Genomic DNA, 15,447 nt, shown 5'->3' on the forward strand with positions numbered 1-15,447 from the left:
AATGAGCATATTAAAATTAAAGGAGAATGTGACATGCTAGATGAAAAAACATTAACTATTGTAAAGACACATCCAGGATTTATTGCAGCGATGGATCAGGGTGATTTGAGTACTCCAGGTGCTTTAAGACAGTATGGTGTGCCAGATGAAACGTATCAAACATCTGAAGAGATGCATAACATTATTCATGATATGCGCACACGTATGATTATTAGTGATGAGTTTTCGTCAAAATATGTATTAGGTGTTATTTTATACAAAGATGCATTAGAAAGAACTATTTTTTCAGAACCTGTACCAAACTATTTGTGGCATAAGAAAGGTATGTTGCCGTTTTTGAAAATTGATCAAGGTTTAGCTCCTCTTAGAGAGGGCGTCCAATTGATGGATGAGTTAACAGAATTTGATGTGCTTGTGGAAAAAGCAAAAAACTTCCCTTTTATTGGATTTAAATACCGTTCATTAATTTGTTCAGCTAATGAAGAGGGCATAAAGCAACTGGTCAAACAACAATTTGATTTAGCAAAAAAAGTGTATGCACTAGGTTATTTACCAATGTTAGAGCCTGATATTGAGTTACATATTCCAGACAAAAAGCAAGCAGAAATTTATTTGAAAAATGCATTAAACGAGGAATTAAGTCAATTAGATAATGACGTGAAAATCATGTTGAAATTGACGTTACCGACAGAAGCAGATTTTTATCATGATTTATTAGATTATCCAAATATTGTAAGAATGTTGGCTTCTTCCAGTGGTTTAAGACAAACAGAAGCGGACAAAAAATTAAGTGAAAATCATGATATGATTGCTAGTTTTTCAAGAGCACTAACAGAAGGATTGAGTTATCAAGAAAGTGACATGGAGTTTGATTTTCATTTAAGACAAACGCTACATGCAATTTTTGATGCATCAAATACATAGTCAATTGACAGACCATCTGAAATAAACAGATGGTCTTTTTACGAGAATGTTTTAGATTAGGAGAAATATATGAAAACTTTAGTAGTTATTGCCCACCCAAATTCACATGAATCGGGGTTGCAATCATTTTTAAAAGAGAGCTGTTCTTCTTTAGAAAAAGTAAAAATATACGATATACAGGAAGATTTAAAAACATTTAATTTAGTTGAGGTACAAAAACTATTAAAAAAACAAGATAGAATTATTTTTCAATTTCCAATGTATTGGTATGCCGCTCCCGATATTTTGTATAAATGGTTGGAAAAAGTATTAACAAAATCATTGTATAAAGATTCTTTAAAGGGAAAAGAGCTAGGAATTGTTATTAATATGGGACAGAAATTATCGTCTTTTCAAGCAGGAGCATCTGAACATTTCACTATTTCTGAACTATTAAGACCTTTTCAGGCAATAGCTTATAAGTGTCAAATGACATATCTGCCACCTTTTTCGATTCCGTTATTTTCTTACTTAAACGAAAAAGATAAAAAAAAATTGTTAATTAACTACCAACATTATGTGACCAAAGAAAATGATAGTCGATTTTTAATTAGAGAGAATTGGGCTATTGAACGTCTAATTGAATTAGAAAAGAAGCGAGTTATTAAAGATGAAGAAAATAGATTAACGTCAATACGGGATGCATTAGAAGATAACCGTCTAGAATTGGATAGTCTATTAATGTCTCTTGAAGAAATGAGGGATGAGTAGTGAATGAGAAAGAATGGTTGCTAAATGAATTATCTCTATTAAAAGGGGAAACTCAAACATATGAAGTGAGCGCCTTTTTAGATGAATTAGAAGCGATTTTGAGTGAGCAATATAAGAGAATTGAACAAGCAAAAGCTGAGATAGATGGCTTATTATGGAGTCCAAAGGAGTGGTAGTATTTATTTTTTAGACTAAATTTGTTATAGTAAAGAAAAACATATTTAATAGGAGAACCAATGAAAAATATAAAATACTTAATACTACTTCTATTTTTAGTTGGTCTAAGTGGTTGTGGAAATAAAAAAAGCAATACAAAAGAAACAACTGAGAGTACGGTTGGTATGGTAATTAAAGATAAAAAAAGTAAGCGCAGTACAGTTGTTAATAATATGCTTGTAGGTCACTCTAAAATTAGTTTTAATAATGAAAAATATGACGTATTATCTGAAGGAAAATTTAGTCAACAAACATTATGGGGAACTTTTCAACAGGAAAATAATCGAAATACTTATATTCAAATAGATGCGTTTGACAATACTCAAAAAATGTATGGTGATATCTCAGGTTATGTATTAGATGGTGTTAAGTGGGGAGAAGAAGAACCTGTTCAATATTTAGGAGTGATGGAAGAAGTTCTTCAGCCATCTAAAGATAAAAAAGCTCTGATGTATAAGGGGAGAACAGGAGATGTTATTTTTTCAGTAACGATGTTTGGAAAAGATAAATTAACTAATAAGGAAATACTAGATTTAAAAGAAATAGCTAAAAGTATTAAAGTTGAGTATGTAGCAGATCAAATGACAACTGTAAGTGGTGAATAACTTCATCACTTTTTTATATTTTTTTGAAAAAAATTCGAAATTAACCTTACTAAAAAAAACGTAAATTTGGTAGACTGTAAGATGCAGCATATTAAATGATTTTTTTAGGAGGAATAGAATGGATACATTAGTTAATTTTAGAGATTTAGGCGGTATTGTAACCTTAGATAATAAAAAAGTAGTCAATCATCAATTTTTAAGAAGTGGTGAAATAGTCCATATTTCAGCAGAAGATAAAAAAGAATTAGTTAAGATATACAGTTTAAAAAAAATTGTTGATTTTAGAGGGGATACTGAGGTTAGTCAAAGTCCTGATGATACTATAAGCGGTGTATCTTATGAGCATATTGATATTTTAGGTCAAACAGCTAATCAAGGAGCTGGTCTGGAAGAATTATTAAATCCTAAATATAATCCTCAACAAGCGATGATGACGATTTATGAAGAGCTTGTTTTATCAAAAGATGCACAAAAAGGTTACTCTAAATTTTTAAGTGATTTTTTGACTAAGCCAAATGAAGCAACATTATTTCATTGTTTTGCTGGAAAAGACCGAACAGGATTTGCAGCTGCTTTGATATTATCTAGTCTAAATGTATCCAAAGAGGCAATAGATGAAGATTATTTAAAAACAAATGATTCTAGAAAAGCGGCAAATGATGCCATTTTAAATGAATTGAAAGAAAAAGGAGCCTCAACTAAACAATTGGCTAATATGTTAGTGATGTTAACCGTTAATAAAGATTACCTTGATTATGCCTTTGAATTAATTAACCAACATTTTGGTAGCGTAGAAAATTATTTTACAGATATTTTAAAACTTCCAACAACATTTTCTAAAGATATGCAAACATTATATACAATCTAGAAAAAGGAAATCATTCGTGATTTCCTTTTTCTAATGTAATAAGTGATTGTTTAATCGTTAAGCCAAATTCAGATGTTCCAAAGTAGCCTGTTAATTGTCCTGATTGACTGATGACTCGATGACAGGGAATAATTATTGGAATAGGATTTTTTTTACAAGCTTGGCCGACAGCTTGATAGGATCTTGGTTGATTTATTTTTATGGCGATATCTTTGTAGGTACATGTTTGACCATAAGGAATATCTAACAGTGTCGACCAAACTTTTTGTTGAAAAGCTGTTCCTGTATTTAAGTCTAGTGGTACAGTAAATTGTTTTCTATTGTATGATAAAAATTCATGTAGTTCAATTAAACATTGAATTATTATGGAATCAGTAGGTTTATTAATATTTGATACGTCTGTAGGATGGATAAAATGGATACGTGATATTTTTTGATTTTTTTGTTCAATATCTAAAAAACAGTTATTAATTTTATAAGCCATATAATCGACTCCTTTAGTTATCATAATACCCAATTTTAGTGAGATATGATAGTATAAAAGATATGAGAAGGGATGCTAGTCATGAAAGAGATTATTCATTTATTACATACAAATGATATACATTCACATTTAGAAAGATGGCCTAAAATTCGTCGTTGGCTAAATGAGGAAACTAAAAATTATGAAAATCAAGGAAGCAATGTTTTTAGATTTGATGTGGGAGATTTTCTGGATAGAGTACACCCTTTAACTGAAGCAACAGATGGCATAGCAAATGTAAATTTGATGAATCAAGTTTACTATGATGCTGTCACAATTGGAAATAATGAAGGTATTACAAATAGTAAGAGAGTATTAAATCATCTATATAAACAAGCAAATTTTCCTATTGTTTTAAGTAATTTAAAAGATAAATTAACTCATGATTATCCAACTTGGGCAAAACCTTACACTATTGTGGAAACTACTCAAAAGGTAAAAATAGGAGTGTTTGGTTTAACGGCACCAATGGTACTGAGTTATAGTCCATTTGGTTGGGATGTGGTTGATCCATTTGTAGCCGCAAAACAGATGATTGATGAGCTTTCCGAAAAAGTAGACATTATCATTTTATTATCCCATTTAGGTATTATGGATGATAAGAAAATGGCAAATGAATATCCACAAATTGATATTATTTTAGGAGCACATACGCATCATCTATTACCAAAGGGATTAATCGAAAATGGTGTATTATTATGTGCCGCAGGTAAGTTTGGAGAATATGTAGGAGATGTATCGATTGAATGTCATAATGGAAAAATTATGAAAAAAACAGCTAAAACGATTGATATAAATCTATTATCACAAGAGATTTCGGATATAAATGAAATTACTAGTTACAAGAATCAGGGGGATCAGTTATTAGAAAGTAGGCATGTGGGCAACGTGACGGGTAAGCTAAATAAACGAGATTCTTTAATAAAAATAGCCTTAAAGGCCATGGAAAAAAGCAGTGGATGTGACGTGGCGATGGTTAATTCTGGATTATTTCTGACAGATTTAGGACCAGGAGAGATAGATGAAAAAGACCTACATGATTGTTTACCTCACCCAATGAATTTAATAAAGGTAACACTACAAGGAAAAGACTTAATTAGATTGGCTAAAGAGGTTGTGAAAAATCGTGACTTTTTACTTAAATTTCCTATTATCGGCATGAAATTTAGAGGCAAATATTTTGGTGAAATATGGTATGATGGCTTTAATTATAATGAAAAAACACATGAAGGATTTTGGTTAGGAAAGCCAATTGAAATGGATAGATTTTATAGTTTTGTGACAGTTGACCATTTAGCATTTATACCATTTTTTCCTACCATCGAAATAGCAGGCGAAATTGAAATATTAGGACCTAGTTTTTTAAGAAATAGTGTGGCAATGTACTTAAATAAACAAAATGATGATTAAAAGATAGAGGTAAGAATGATGGCGAAAAAAAATAAAAAAATAGAAGAAGCAGAAGATATCGACGTTCAACCAGAGGAAGTAGATGAAGTTCTTTTGGAGATGTTAGAAAATTATCATCCAGATTCTTTCCCATTAGCTGATGGGACATATCGATTGGTAAAAGAATATCGAGATGGATTTGATTATGAAACAGTTATTAAACGATATAATGAAGTTTTATCAAAATATGATTATATTGTTGGTGATTGGGGTTATGATCAATTAAGATTGCGTGGTTTTTTTAAAGATGATTTTAAGAGCGCACCGCTTGATGCTAAAATTAATACATTAAATGATTACTTATATGAATTTTGTAATTTTGGATGTGCCTATTTTGTTATTGAGCAAATTGGAGATTTTAAACGAAAGGGGCGTTCTTCCACCTTTAAATCGTCTAAAAATAAAAATCAAGCACATACTAGTGAAAAAAAGTATGACACTAAAAATAATAAAAAATCAAAACCTAAAGGAAGCAATCAATCAAGAAACAGTCAATCGACTAATAAAAAAAATAATAAACCACCTAAAAGTAAAGAAGGCACTAAAGAACGTCACTTTAAAATAAAGAAAAAAGAAGATTAGGAGAGAAAAAATGACTTATAAAGGCTATTTAATCGATTTAGATGGTACCATTTATTTAGGAGACAAGCCAATTAAGGCTGGTAAGCGATTTGTTGATCGGCTAAAAGAAAAGAATATTCCTTTTTTATTTGTAACCAACAATACAACTAAGACACCTCATGTAGTAAAAAAAAGATTACAAGACTCTTTTGACATTGATGTTTCTACTGATACCATATATACAGCAAGTCTAGCTACAGTTGATTATATGAAAGATAAGGGCTTAGGAAAAAAAGTGTATGTGATTGGTGAAGAGGGATTAAAAGAGGCCATCTTTTCTTCAGGTTTTGTGTTAGATGAGGAACATCCTGATTATGTGGTTGTGGCTCTTGATACAGATTTAACCTATGAAAAATTAGCAGTTGCGACACTAGCTATTCAAAAAGGGGCACACTTTATTGGCACAAACCCTGACAAGAATATTCCAACTCATCGTGGTCTGATGCCAGGAGCTGGAAGTTTGATTGCAGGAATTGAGACAGCAACGCAAAAAAGTGCAACTTATATCGGGAAACCAGAAGCCATTATGATGGAAAAAGCTTTAGAGCGGTTAAAATTAGCTGCGAATGAAGTCATGATGGTGGGCGATAATTATGAAACGGATATCCGAGCAGGAATTGATAATGATATAGATACATTATTAGTTTTAACAGGATTTACAAAAAAAGAAGATGTGGTAACACTTCCTATTGCTCCTACAAAGGTCATTGATTCTTTAGATGAATGGCAGGTATAGTTAGTGGTAAAATCAAAGGAGATAGTAAACAGGGTTGTCTTAATTCTATTTTTATTAAGTCTAGCGATTATGTTGACGATTAATGCTAGATGGTTATACGTATTTGATATTCATTATTTAGGCATTACAGAGTACACAGAATATAGTAAACAAACTATTTTATCTAACTATGATGATTTGATGCGATATTTAAACTTCTTTTGGGTAAAAACACTATCGATGAAAGATTTTCCAACTTCATCTGAAGGGGCATTTCATTTTTTTGAGGTTAAACGGTTATTTCAAATGAACTATGCTATATTGTTGATTACGTTAGTGCCAAGCCTAAAATATTTATACCATTTATTTAAAGATAAGATGGTTTGGACTCTTACTACAATGATACAGGGTATTTTACTAAGTTTAGGAGCATTGGCTTTTTTTATGGTTGTTGCTTTCAATCAATTTTTTGTCTTATTTCATGAAGTTTTCTTTAATAACGATGCCTGGATTTTTTACCCTGAGATAGATCCTATTATTTTAGTTTTGCCTCAGGACTATTTTTTCCATTGTTTTATTTTGTTTTTTGTTTTATTTATTTTCTTTTTAATGATATTACTTATTAAAGGAAAAAAAGAATTAAAAAAAAACCAGTGATGCGTAAAGTATCACTGGTTTTCGTTTAGTCGATCGGGTTCAGAGTGAGCTAGACGACTTGCTGCAGCAGCTGCGATAGCTCCGACAATATCATCTAAAAAGGTATGAACTTGATTTCCTTCATGTGAATTCAATTTTTCTAAAATACCTGGTTTGACTTTATCTATGTAACCATAGTTAGTAAAACCAATGGAACCATATATATTAACAATAGATAATGCTAATATTTCATCAATTCCATATAAACCTTCATCAGTTTCAAGAATTTCTTGTAAAGGTTCTAGCACTTGATGATTTTCTGTGGCGATATCAAGTTGAATCCCTGTTAAAATAGCATTTTGAACTTCTCGTTTATTTAAAACAGCCTCAACGTTTTCTAAACACATATCAAGAGTTAAATCTTGTACGTATTTTTCTTGTAGAAAGTAAACTAGCTCTGCGATGTCTTTAATTGTTACACCACGATCTAATAATAATTGTCGAGACATTTTTTTTAGCGTTTCTTTTTTTATTGTCATTATGTCACCTTCTTAATTTGTATTGTTAACTAGTATAACCTAGTGTCAGAGTTGTAACAAGCATGAACTATTGGTCAAATAAACTAGTACTATGCATTGGTTGAATACGTTCTTTAGGATTTATGTGGTTTACTGCGTGGTTAACGGCAATCGGTGCTTCACCAAATCCAGTTGCGATAAGTTCAACTTTCCCATCATACGTCGAAATATCCCCAATCGCAAAAATACCATCAACAGACGTTCTAGTAGCAGAATCCGTTACAATTGATTGACGTGTTAATTCAATTGGCCAATTCTTTATTGGCCCTAGTGAAGAAGAAAAACCGTAATTAACGAGTAAATCAGATACGTCAATCGTTTTTGATTCATCTTCTTTTGGATTAAATAGGGTAACACCTGTTAAGTGTTCTCCATCTCCATGTAATTCTTGAATAACAAAAGGCGTTTCGATTTCGACACTGGATTGTTCTAATAAGCTGATACTATGTTCATGTGCTCTAAACGTTGGACGACGATGTACCAGTTTGACAGATTTAGCAACATTTTCAAGCATCAATGCCCAATCAACCGCAGAATCACCACCACCACAAATCATGATATCTTTTCCTCTAAATTGTTCCATATCAGTCACAAAATAGTGTAGTCCTTTTCCTTCATAATACTCATGACCCTCAGTTGTTAATCGTTTTGGTTGAAACGCACCATTACCGGCAGCGATGATTACCGTTTTGGAATAATGTGTGCTTTTTTTTGTAATAAGTTTAAACATGTCATCTTCTTTTTCAATTTGTAACACTTCTTCATCTAAACAAATCGTTTGATTAAACGGTTTAATTTGTTCAACTAATTGATCGACTAATTGTTGTGCTTTTATATTTGGAAACCCTGCTACATCGTAAATGAGCTTTTCCGGATAAAGTAAACTAAGTTGTCCTCCAAGTTGTGGTAGAGATTCAATAATTTTAGTTTTAGCTTGTCTCATTCCAGCGTAAAAAGCAGCGAAAATCCCAGCAGGTCCACCACCAATAATTGTAATATCGTATATTTCTTTTGTCATGTGAAACTCCTTTACTAAATCAATACACAAAGTATAAATGACATTTTTAGATAAAGAAACTATTTTGAATTTTGAAGTGTTTTTAATTGTTTTATGACACAGTGTCATATACAATGACACTGTGTCATAAAACAGTTAGGAGGTAGATTTATGCCAAGTCCCACATTTTTTCGTTTAGAAGAAGAAAAGCAGCAAAAAATTATTGCAGCATGTGAAAAAGAATTTTCTGATGTTCCAATCCATCAAGCATCAATCGCTAATATTGTAAAGTATGCTGGTATACCAAGAGGAAGTTTTTATCAATATTTTGAAGATAAAGATGATGTCTTTTACTACATTTGTGATAATTTAGTAAAAGAACCTGAAACAACATTCATGGCATTATTTAAAGAAAACAAAGGAAACTTATTTTTAACCATGCAAGAATTTTTTGATTATTTTATTTATTTGATTTTGAGAAGTGATCATGCAAAGTTATTAAAAAATATCTTTATGTATATGGATTACAAACGTTCAAGTGAAATTTTTGATGAATTAAATATTGATCGAAAAACAGAAAAACATTTGAGAGGTCGAAAAAAGCAACGTTATCACCAATATGAAGAATTAATTGGAAATATTGATTATTCATACTTAAAAATATCTAATGCAAAAGAATTAAAAGTATTATTAAGATTATTGTTTTATACGATGCACGCATCAATTAATGAAATTTATCGTTCAGAACAAATGGGAAAAAAAGTAAATATTGAAAAAGCGAAAGCGGAGTTTAATATGAAGTTAGATTGGATAGCTTACGGGGTAATTGAAGATAAATAGGAGGATAGAAGCATGTTAAGAATCATAAAACGAATGTCTCTACCAGCAGTTTTAGGGGCTATTTTATTCATCGTAATTCAAATTACGAGCGATTTGTATTTACCAACGCTCACGTCAAATATTATTGATAATGGTGTTACTAAGGGAGATATCTCATACATCTGGCGCGTTGGTTTTGTGATGATAGGTATCTCATTTATCGGCATATTAGCATCTATTGCTAATACCTTTATTGCCACAAGACAAGCGCAAAAACTAGGAAAAAAATTGCGTTCTGAGATTTATGAAAAAGTAGAATATTCATCTCAACGTGAATTTGACAAGATTGGAACAGCGTCTTTAATTACCAGAACAACCAATGATGTTAATCAAATTCAAATGGTTAGTCAAATGTTCTTAAGAATCATGATTAATGCACCGATCACATTAATAGGTGCAAGTGTTTTGGCTTTTTATCGTGACAGAGAACTGACAAAAATATTTTTATATGTCATTCCAATGATTATATTAGTTGTGGGCGTCACAATGTATTTTGCGATTCCATTATTTAAAAGTTTACAACAAAAAACAGATAGACTGAACTTAGTATTTCGTGAAGGACTAACAGGTGTACGGGTTATCCGTGCATTTAATCAAACAAAATTTGAAGAGCATCGTTTTGATGATGCTAATAAAGACTACACGAATACTGCCATAAAGGTAAATACACTGATGTCATTCTTATTACCTGTGATTACGTTCATTATTAGTGTGACAAATGTATCTATTATTTGGTTTGGTGGTCATAATATCGCGGAAGGAACGCTTGAAGTAGGGAACATGATGGCGTTTATGACGTATGCTATGCAAATTTTAATGAGTTTTGTGATGATGGCGATGATTTTTGTATTTGTACCCCGTGCTCAAGCATCAGCTGTTCGTATTAATGAAGTACTTGATATGAAAGACGATATTAAAAATCCAGATTCACCAAAAGCATTTAATTCAGATAGTTCATTAACATTTAAAGAAGTTAGTTATAGCTACAGTGGTGCCGAAAAACCTGCTTTATCTGATGTTGATTTTACCGCAAAAAAAGGTGATACGGTTGCGATTATCGGAGGGACTGGTTCAGGTAAATCGACGTTGGTCAATTTAATTCCACGTTTCTTTGATACAACAGAAGGTGAGATATTAGTGGATGAATGCAATGTAAAAGATGTCTTGCAACATGAACTAAGAGAAAAAGTCAGTTTTGTACCACAAAAAGCAGTGCTATTTACCGGAACAATCCGATCAAATATGCAATATGGGAAAGAAAATGCAACAGACGACGAGATTTGGAAAGCTTTAGAAACAGCACAAGCAAAATCATTTGTTTCTGAATTACCAGATGGTTTGGATAGTAAAGTTGAGCAAGGTGGAACAAACTTCTCAGGTGGACAGCGTCAACGTCTATGTATAGCTAGAGCACTTATAAAAGACGCGTCAGTTTATGTATTTGATGATTCCTTCTCAGCACTTGATTTTAAAACAGATGCTGCTCTTAGAAAAGCATTGAAAGAGTCGATTACTGAAGCAGTAGTCGTCATAGTAGCGCAAAGAATTAGTACCGTGGTGGATGCTGATACGATTCTCGTATTAGATGATGGTGTCATGGTAGGTCGTGGCGATCACCAAACGCTAAAAGCAACAAATGATACCTATCAAGAAATTATTTCATCACAGTTGAGTAAGGAGGAAATAGCATGAGACAGCACGGACCTGGTGGAGTAAAAGGAAAAAAAGCCAAACCAAAGAATTTTTGGAAAACAACCAAACGATTGATGTCATATATGTTAAAACGATGGTATTTAATAGCATTAGTGTTTGTGTTAGCTACCGCCTCAACAATATTTCAAATCCGTACCCCTAAAATATTAGGGGAAGCAACAACTGAAATTTTTTCTGGGTTAATGAAAGCCAAACAAACGATGATGAGTGGTGGAAAAGTAGGGAAAATCGATATCGATTTTGATAAAATTGCTAGTATTTTAATGATTGTTCTAGCGATGTATATTGCTTCTGCTGTTTTTAGTTTTCTACAACAGTTTATTATGACACGAATTTCTCAACGAACAGTGTATCAATTAAGAAAAGAATTTAAAGAAAAAATGGGACGTGTCCCTGTTTCTTACTATGACACGCATTCAAATGGTGATATTATGTCTCGTGCGATTAACGACATGGATAATATTGCTACAACCCTCCAACAAACGTTAACTCAGTTTGTAACAAGTATTTTAATGTTTTTCGGGGTACTGTGGATGATGTTAACAATCAGCTGGAAGTTAACAATTGTTGCAGCGTTGACAGTGCCACTAAGTTTAATCATCACAATGATTATTGCACCAAAATCTCAACGTTATTTTGGCAAACAACAAGCGAGTTTAGGTTTATTAAACAATCAGATTGAAGAAAGCTATAGTGGACATGCAGTTGTTAAAAGTTTTAATCATGAAAAAGATAATATAGATGTATTTGAAATTCAAAATCAACAGTTATATGAATCTGGTTGGAAATCGCAATTTATTTCAGCGATTATTATGCCATTGATGAACTTTGTAAAAAATATTAGTTATGTCTTTATTGCTGTATTAGGTGGGATTCAAGTAGCAAATGGATACATGCCTTTAGGGGACGTACAAGCTTTTATGCAATACACTAACCAATTTGCTCAACCTCTAAGTCAAATGGCGAATCTGTTAAATACAATCCAATCAACAATTGCTTCGGCTGAACGTATTTTTGATGTATTAGATGAAATGGAAATGAGTGATGCAATAGTTGATGATTCACTTGCTAAACCAACAGATGCAGTTGTGTCATTCCAACATATGGCATTTGGGTATGATGATAGTGAATTATTGATGAAAGACTTTAACTTAGATGTATTTAAGGGACAAAAAGTTGCCATTGTAGGACCAACAGGTGCTGGTAAAACAACGATCATCAATTTACTTGAGCGTTTTTATGACGTTTCAGGTGGATCGATTTTGTATCAAGGAAAAGACACTCGTAATATTAAACGTGAAAAACTACGTTCTCATTTTTCAATGGTTTTACAAGATACTTGGTTATTCACTGGTTCAATTGTTGATAACATTCGCTATGGAAAAATGGATGCTAGTGAAGAAGATGTTATTCGTGCAGCAAAAGCAGCACGTGTAGATGAATTTGTTCGTCGTTTACCAGAAGGATATGATACCGTGTTAAACGAAGACGCATCAAATATTTCTCAAGGACAAAGACAGTTAATCACCATCGCTCGGGCTTTTTTAGTTAATCCAGATGTCTTAATTTTAGATGAAGCCACTTCAAGTGTTGATACAAGAACTGAAATATTGATACAAGAAGCAATGGATAGATTATTAGAAGGTCGTACAAGTTTTGTTGTGGCTCACAGATTATCAACGATTCGCGATGCAGATAATATTATTGTGATGGATCAAGGGGACATCGTTGAAACAGGAAATCATGATCAATTACTTGAAAAAGCCGGTTTCTATGCTGAATTGTATAATAGTCAATTTTCAACAGGGGTAAGTATTTAATAAAGAAAATGATATTCATCTAATTTTCTGAATATAATAATGGAATTTCTTGGATAAAAGGTGTTACAATGTAAAGTGATATTGAGGGAAAAGACATTGATTCGAAAATTTAGGGGGAAATGAATATTATGGTTAACTTTTCATTAAATCCAAACACCAAATTAACTTCTGTTGCCATTAAGGTAAAAGATTTTGACAGAATGTTAAGTTTCTACCAACAAGTTGTTGGGTTTGATTTGATTAATGAAGAAAATGATATGGCGATTTTAGGTATTGGTAGCCAGAAAAGAAAATTGCTGGGATTGATTTCGACACCAGATGGCGTGGAAGGGTCAAATATTCAGACAGGATTAAACCATACATCGTTTGTTTTTCCAACTCGAGACGATCTTGCTCGTTTTATTAAGCATCTCATGTTATTAAATTATCCAATTGAAGGCGAAAGTGATCATGGTTTTTGTGAGTCAGTTTATATCAGTGATCCTGAAAATAATCGTTTAGAATTTAGTTGGGATAAGCCAAAAGATGAGTGGCCAATGGTAGATGGTAAAATAGATGGTGTAACAAAAGAATTAAACATTCAACAATGTTTAAACAATGTGAAAGGTGAATACACATCAGTTCCAGATGAAACAAAAGTGGGACATGTTCATTTATCAGTATCGGATTTAGAAATGGTTTATAATTTTTATGCTGAGACATTAGGATTCAAAATAAAAGATGATGATTTTAGTTCAACTCATTTATTGTCAGTTAACGATTATCATCACCAGCTAGCCATTAATGAATCACAATCAAATGACATGTCACCTGTTATTCGTGATACTGACTTAGGAGTAGACCATGTAACGTTTGATGTCCCAACAATGGAGGATTTACTTTCATTAAAGGAGAATCTTGAGACACTTGGTAGTGACTTCTACTATAATAAAGGCAAGAGAATTATTGGATTATATGATCCAAGTGGTATTCATTTGTGGTTTATTGTATTTAAAAAAGAGAACAAAAAATAGCAATAAGGCTGATAATCTCTACTGGTAAGACTAGTTAGAATTATCAGCTTTTTTGTGGATAAGAAGGAGATAGAATGTATTCTAAAACCATTCAATTTATTGAGTCATTGTGTAAAGAAAGCATCATTCCAGGTGCTAATTATTTGTTTTTTAGTCAAGATAATGTTGTAAGGGGAAGTACGGGGTATAAACAATTTTTACCTGTTAAAGAAAAAGCAACCTCTAATGTCTTATATGATATGGCATCACTTACGAAAGTTATGATGACTAATACTGTCGTATTAAAATTAATTGAACAAAATCAACTAAATATTGATGTGCCTTTTAACACGTATTTACCCATATGGCATGAAGACAAGGTGACATTAAGACATCTGTTAACACATACCTCAGCTATTTCAGGGTACATTGACAATAGAGATGAGCTATCAGCTGAAGAATTAAAAGAGGCGTTGTTGACGTTACCAGTAGATTATAAAAAAATGGGCAGAGAAAAAAAATATACAGATACGGGAACGTTATTAATAGGATTTATGCTTGAAGAGATTTATAGACAGAATGTTCATAATATATTTGAAAAGGAAGTTTTAATCCCCTTAAATATGGTGCATAGTGGTTTTAGTAAAATAAACACTTCTTTATGTGCACCAACAGAGTTAACGAAAAATAGAGATTTAATTAAAGGAGAAGTACATGATCCAAAAGCATATCAATTAAAGGAACACTGTGGCAGTGCGGGGTTATTTAGTAATATTGACGATAGTTTTAAATTTGTTCAAATGATGTTAAATAAAGGAAGGCTACCAAATGGAGAAGTATTTTTAGAAGAAGAAACAGTGATGTTATTATTAAATGATTTTACACCGAATAACGATTTATCTCGTTCACTAGGTTGGGATTTAAAGTATCATTTAGAAAAAAAACATCCGATATTATATCATACTGGTTATACTGGTACTTTTATGTTGATAGATATTATTGAACAAGAGGCTTTTATTTTTTTATCAAATCGAGTCCATCCTTATGATAATAGACAAGATTATTTAAGAAAACGTGATGAATTAATTGAAGTTTATCAAAAAGAACAGACGAATTAAACAAGAAATGATATACTATTTTTATCAATATAGATGAGGTGAG

Annotated in this window: 17 protein-coding genes; 14 read left to right on the plus strand and 3 right to left on the minus strand. The window is 32.0% G+C overall.

Features of this window, described 5'->3' with window-relative positions:
- The first annotated feature begins 33 nt into the window (after positions 1-33).
- The 5 genes from MN187_RS03065 to MN187_RS03085 all read left to right on the plus strand — a co-directional run bounded on the left by MN187_RS03065 (position 34) and on the right by MN187_RS03085 (position 3,363).
- Positions 34-924: a beta/alpha barrel domain-containing protein gene (locus tag MN187_RS03065; RefSeq protein WP_117972703.1), complete on the plus strand. Its 891-nt coding sequence runs from the start codon at positions 34-36 to the stop codon at positions 922-924.
- Positions 925-993: 69 nt separating this feature from the next.
- Positions 994-1,674 carry an NAD(P)H-dependent oxidoreductase gene (locus tag MN187_RS03070; protein ID WP_242094233.1) on the plus strand — a complete coding sequence of 227 codons (681 nt, stop codon included), beginning with the start codon at positions 994-996 and terminating at the stop codon, positions 1,672-1,674.
- A complete protein-coding gene (locus tag MN187_RS03075; protein WP_158559389.1) occupies positions 1,674-1,850 on the plus strand; it encodes a hypothetical protein in 177 nt (58 codons plus the stop codon). Before MN187_RS03070 ends, MN187_RS03075 begins: the two co-directional genes overlap by 1 nt.
- Before the next feature lie 60 nt (positions 1,851-1,910).
- Positions 1,911-2,495 carry a hypothetical protein gene (locus MN187_RS03080; protein WP_242094235.1) on the plus strand — a complete coding sequence of 195 codons (585 nt, stop codon included), beginning with the start codon at positions 1,911-1,913 and terminating at the stop codon, positions 2,493-2,495.
- A gap of 118 nt (positions 2,496-2,613) precedes the next feature.
- Positions 2,614-3,363, plus strand: coding sequence for a tyrosine-protein phosphatase (locus MN187_RS03085; protein ID WP_242094237.1), 750 nt, complete (start codon positions 2,614-2,616; stop codon positions 3,361-3,363).
- Positions 3,364-3,373: 10 nt separating this feature from the next.
- Here the strand turns inward: MN187_RS03085 and MN187_RS03090 are convergent, their stop codons facing one another.
- Positions 3,374-3,847: a methylated-DNA--[protein]-cysteine S-methyltransferase gene (locus tag MN187_RS03090; protein ID WP_117972707.1), complete on the minus strand. Its 474-nt coding sequence runs from the start codon at positions 3,845-3,847 to the stop codon at positions 3,374-3,376.
- 81 nt (positions 3,848-3,928) lie between these two features.
- Between MN187_RS03090 and MN187_RS03095 the strand changes: the two genes are divergently transcribed.
- Genes MN187_RS03095 through MN187_RS03110 form a run of 4 tightly spaced genes read left to right on the plus strand, consistent with a single transcriptional unit; the run spans position 3,929 to position 7,328 of the window.
- Positions 3,929-5,296: a bifunctional metallophosphatase/5'-nucleotidase gene (locus MN187_RS03095; protein WP_242094239.1), complete on the plus strand. Its 1,368-nt coding sequence runs from the start codon at positions 3,929-3,931 to the stop codon at positions 5,294-5,296.
- A gap of 18 nt (positions 5,297-5,314) precedes the next feature.
- Positions 5,315-5,917: a YutD family protein gene (locus tag MN187_RS03100; RefSeq protein ID WP_241699364.1), complete on the plus strand. Its 603-nt coding sequence runs from the start codon at positions 5,315-5,317 to the stop codon at positions 5,915-5,917.
- A gap of 10 nt (positions 5,918-5,927) precedes the next feature.
- The gene (locus MN187_RS03105) at positions 5,928-6,692 is read left to right on the plus strand and encodes a TIGR01457 family HAD-type hydrolase (protein ID WP_241699365.1); all 765 of its coding nucleotides are present in this window, start codon (positions 5,928-5,930) and stop codon (positions 6,690-6,692) included.
- 3 nt (positions 6,693-6,695) lie between these two features.
- The gene (locus MN187_RS03110; RefSeq protein WP_242094241.1) at positions 6,696-7,328 is read left to right on the plus strand and encodes a TIGR01906 family membrane protein; all 633 of its coding nucleotides are present in this window, start codon (positions 6,696-6,698) and stop codon (positions 7,326-7,328) included.
- Positions 7,329-7,339: 11 nt separating this feature from the next.
- Here the strand turns inward: MN187_RS03110 and MN187_RS03115 are convergent, their stop codons facing one another.
- Positions 7,340-7,846 (minus strand): phosphatidylglycerophosphatase A family protein, encoded by a 507-nt coding sequence (locus MN187_RS03115; protein WP_242094243.1) that lies wholly within the window; start codon positions 7,844-7,846, stop codon positions 7,340-7,342.
- Positions 7,847-7,913: 67 nt separating this feature from the next.
- Positions 7,914-8,903: an NAD(P)/FAD-dependent oxidoreductase gene (locus tag MN187_RS03120; protein WP_117972712.1), complete on the minus strand. Its 990-nt coding sequence runs from the start codon at positions 8,901-8,903 to the stop codon at positions 7,914-7,916.
- Positions 8,904-9,053: 150 nt separating this feature from the next.
- Between MN187_RS03120 and MN187_RS03125 the strand changes: the two genes are divergently transcribed.
- From MN187_RS03125 to MN187_RS03145, 5 genes are all read left to right on the plus strand, one after another.
- Positions 9,054-9,722, plus strand: coding sequence for a TetR/AcrR family transcriptional regulator (locus MN187_RS03125; protein WP_117972713.1), 669 nt, complete (start codon positions 9,054-9,056; stop codon positions 9,720-9,722).
- A gap of 12 nt (positions 9,723-9,734) precedes the next feature.
- Entirely contained in the window at positions 9,735-11,453 is a 1,719-nt protein-coding gene (locus MN187_RS03130; protein WP_242094245.1) for an ABC transporter ATP-binding protein, read from the plus strand.
- Complete coding sequence (locus tag MN187_RS03135) at positions 11,450-13,294, plus strand: ABC transporter ATP-binding protein (protein ID WP_241699369.1); 1,845 nt, start codon at positions 11,450-11,452, stop codon at positions 13,292-13,294. The genes MN187_RS03130 and MN187_RS03135 overlap by 4 nt, the downstream gene beginning before the upstream one ends.
- Positions 13,295-13,422: 128 nt before the next feature.
- Positions 13,423-14,307 (plus strand): VOC family protein, encoded by an 885-nt coding sequence (locus MN187_RS03140; RefSeq protein ID WP_158559391.1) that lies wholly within the window; start codon positions 13,423-13,425, stop codon positions 14,305-14,307.
- Between the two features lie 74 nt (positions 14,308-14,381).
- The gene (locus MN187_RS03145; protein ID WP_117972717.1) at positions 14,382-15,404 is read left to right on the plus strand and encodes a serine hydrolase domain-containing protein; all 1,023 of its coding nucleotides are present in this window, start codon (positions 14,382-14,384) and stop codon (positions 15,402-15,404) included.
- Positions 15,405-15,447: the final 43 nt, after the last annotated feature.

The organism is Vagococcus sp. CY52-2, assembly GCF_022655055.1.
In the GTDB taxonomy this organism is placed as follows: domain Bacteria; phylum Bacillota; class Bacilli; order Lactobacillales; family Vagococcaceae; genus Vagococcus.

Coding starts and splice junctions, on each gene's coding strand:
- MN187_RS03090 (WP_117972707.1), bottom strand. CDS start 3,847: ATGGCTTATAAAATTAATAACTGTTTTTTAGATATTGAACAAAAAAAT.
- MN187_RS03140 (WP_158559391.1), top strand. CDS start 13,423: ATGGTTAACTTTTCATTAAATCCAAACACCAAATTAACTTCTGTTGCC.
- MN187_RS03080 (WP_242094235.1), top strand. CDS start 1,911: ATGAAAAATATAAAATACTTAATACTACTTCTATTTTTAGTTGGTCTA.
- MN187_RS03115 (WP_242094243.1), bottom strand. CDS start 7,846: ATGACAATAAAAAAAGAAACGCTAAAAAAAATGTCTCGACAATTATTA.
- MN187_RS03065 (WP_117972703.1), top strand. CDS start 34: ATGCTAGATGAAAAAACATTAACTATTGTAAAGACACATCCAGGATTT.
- MN187_RS03095 (WP_242094239.1), top strand. CDS start 3,929: ATGAAAGAGATTATTCATTTATTACATACAAATGATATACATTCACAT.
- MN187_RS03135 (WP_241699369.1), top strand. CDS start 11,450: ATGAGACAGCACGGACCTGGTGGAGTAAAAGGAAAAAAAGCCAAACCA.
- MN187_RS03100 (WP_241699364.1), top strand. CDS start 5,315: ATGGCGAAAAAAAATAAAAAAATAGAAGAAGCAGAAGATATCGACGTT.
- MN187_RS03105 (WP_241699365.1), top strand. CDS start 5,928: ATGACTTATAAAGGCTATTTAATCGATTTAGATGGTACCATTTATTTA.
- MN187_RS03130 (WP_242094245.1), top strand. CDS start 9,735: ATGTTAAGAATCATAAAACGAATGTCTCTACCAGCAGTTTTAGGGGCT.
- MN187_RS03125 (WP_117972713.1), top strand. CDS start 9,054: ATGCCAAGTCCCACATTTTTTCGTTTAGAAGAAGAAAAGCAGCAAAAA.
- MN187_RS03120 (WP_117972712.1), bottom strand. CDS start 8,903: ATGACAAAAGAAATATACGATATTACAATTATTGGTGGTGGACCTGCT.
- MN187_RS03145 (WP_117972717.1), top strand. CDS start 14,382: ATGTATTCTAAAACCATTCAATTTATTGAGTCATTGTGTAAAGAAAGC.
- MN187_RS03085 (WP_242094237.1), top strand. CDS start 2,614: ATGGATACATTAGTTAATTTTAGAGATTTAGGCGGTATTGTAACCTTA.
- MN187_RS03070 (WP_242094233.1), top strand. CDS start 994: ATGAAAACTTTAGTAGTTATTGCCCACCCAAATTCACATGAATCGGGG.